The 1,176-nt window shown below is 51.3% G+C and carries 2 protein-coding genes; both read left to right on the top strand.

Annotated features, from left to right (window positions below; translation table 11 throughout):
• Positions 1 to 155: 155 nt before the first annotated feature.
• A complete protein-coding gene (gene rpsJ / locus FTT63_RS15460) occupies positions 156 to 467 on the top strand; it encodes a 30S ribosomal protein S10 (protein ID WP_001181004.1) in 312 nt (103 codons plus the stop codon).
• Between the two features lie 32 nt (positions 468 to 499).
• Positions 500 to 1,129: a 50S ribosomal protein L3 gene (gene rplC / locus FTT63_RS15455; RefSeq protein WP_001661950.1), complete on the top strand. Its 630-nt coding sequence runs from the start codon at positions 500 to 502 to the stop codon at positions 1,127 to 1,129.
• The last annotated feature ends 47 nt before the right edge of the window (positions 1,130 to 1,176 follow it).

The following is a 1,176-nucleotide window of genomic DNA, read 5'->3' as shown; positions in this document are numbered from 1 at the left end:
AGCAGGTTCAATCTGAACCTCAGTTAGCCGAATTTGGCTACCTAACAATGCTCCCAATCGGGGAGCTACGTAAGAACGGTTACACTCTCCCATCAATCGTAATGGGTCTGAGGAGTAATCATTTTCGTTTATAAAATAATTGGAGCTCTGGTCTCATGCAGAACCAAAGAATCCGTATCCGCCTGAAAGCGTTTGATCATCGTCTGATCGATCAAGCAACCGCGGAAATCGTCGAGACTGCCAAGCGCACTGGTGCGCAGGTCCGTGGTCCGATCCCGCTGCCGACACGCAAAGAGCGCTTCACTGTTCTGATCTCCCCGCACGTCAACAAAGACGCGCGCGATCAGTACGAAATCCGTACTCACTTGCGTCTGGTTGACATCGTTGAGCCAACCGAGAAAACCGTTGATGCTCTGATGCGTCTGGATCTGGCTGCCGGTGTAGACGTGCAGATCAGCCTGGGTTAATCAGGTCATTGAGCGATTGAGAGGTTGAAACAATGATTGGTTTAGTCGGTAAAAAAGTGGGTATGACCCGTATCTTCACAGAAGACGGCGTTTCTATCCCAGTAACCGTAATCGAAGTTGAAGCAAACCGCGTTACTCAGGTTAAAGCCCTGGCTAACGATGGCTACCGTGCTATTCAGGTGACCACCGGTGCTAAAAAAGCTAACCGTGTGACCAAGCCTGAAGCTGGCCACTTCGCTAAAGCTGGCGTAGAAGCTGGCCGTGGTCTGTGGGAATTCCGCCTGGCTGAAGGCGAAGAGTTCACTGTAGGTCAGAGCATTAGCGTTGAACTGTTTGCTGACGTTAAAAAAGTTGACGTAACTGGCACCTCTAAAGGTAAAGGTTTCGCAGGTACCGTTAAGCGCTGGAACTTCCGTACCCAGGACGCTACTCACGGTAACTCCTTGTCTCACCGCGTTCCGGGTTCTATCGGTCAGAACCAGACTCCGGGCAAAGTGTTCAAAGGCAAGAAAATGGCAGGTCAGATGGGTAACGAACGTGTAACCGTTCAGAGCCTTGACGTAGTACGCGTTGACGCTGAGCGCAACCTGCTGCTGGTTAAAGGTGCTGTCCCGGGTGCAACCGGTAGCGACCTGATCGTTAAACCAGCTGTGAAGGCGTAAGGAGATAGCAATGGAATTAGTATTGAAAGACGCGCAGAGCGCGCTGA

This window comes from Acinetobacter sp. C15, assembly GCF_013420645.1.
Classification (GTDB): domain Bacteria; phylum Pseudomonadota; class Gammaproteobacteria; order Pseudomonadales; family Moraxellaceae; genus Acinetobacter; species Acinetobacter indicus.
The sequence above is the reverse complement of the archived record's forward strand: the minus strand, read 5'-3'. Positions and strand labels throughout refer to the sequence as shown.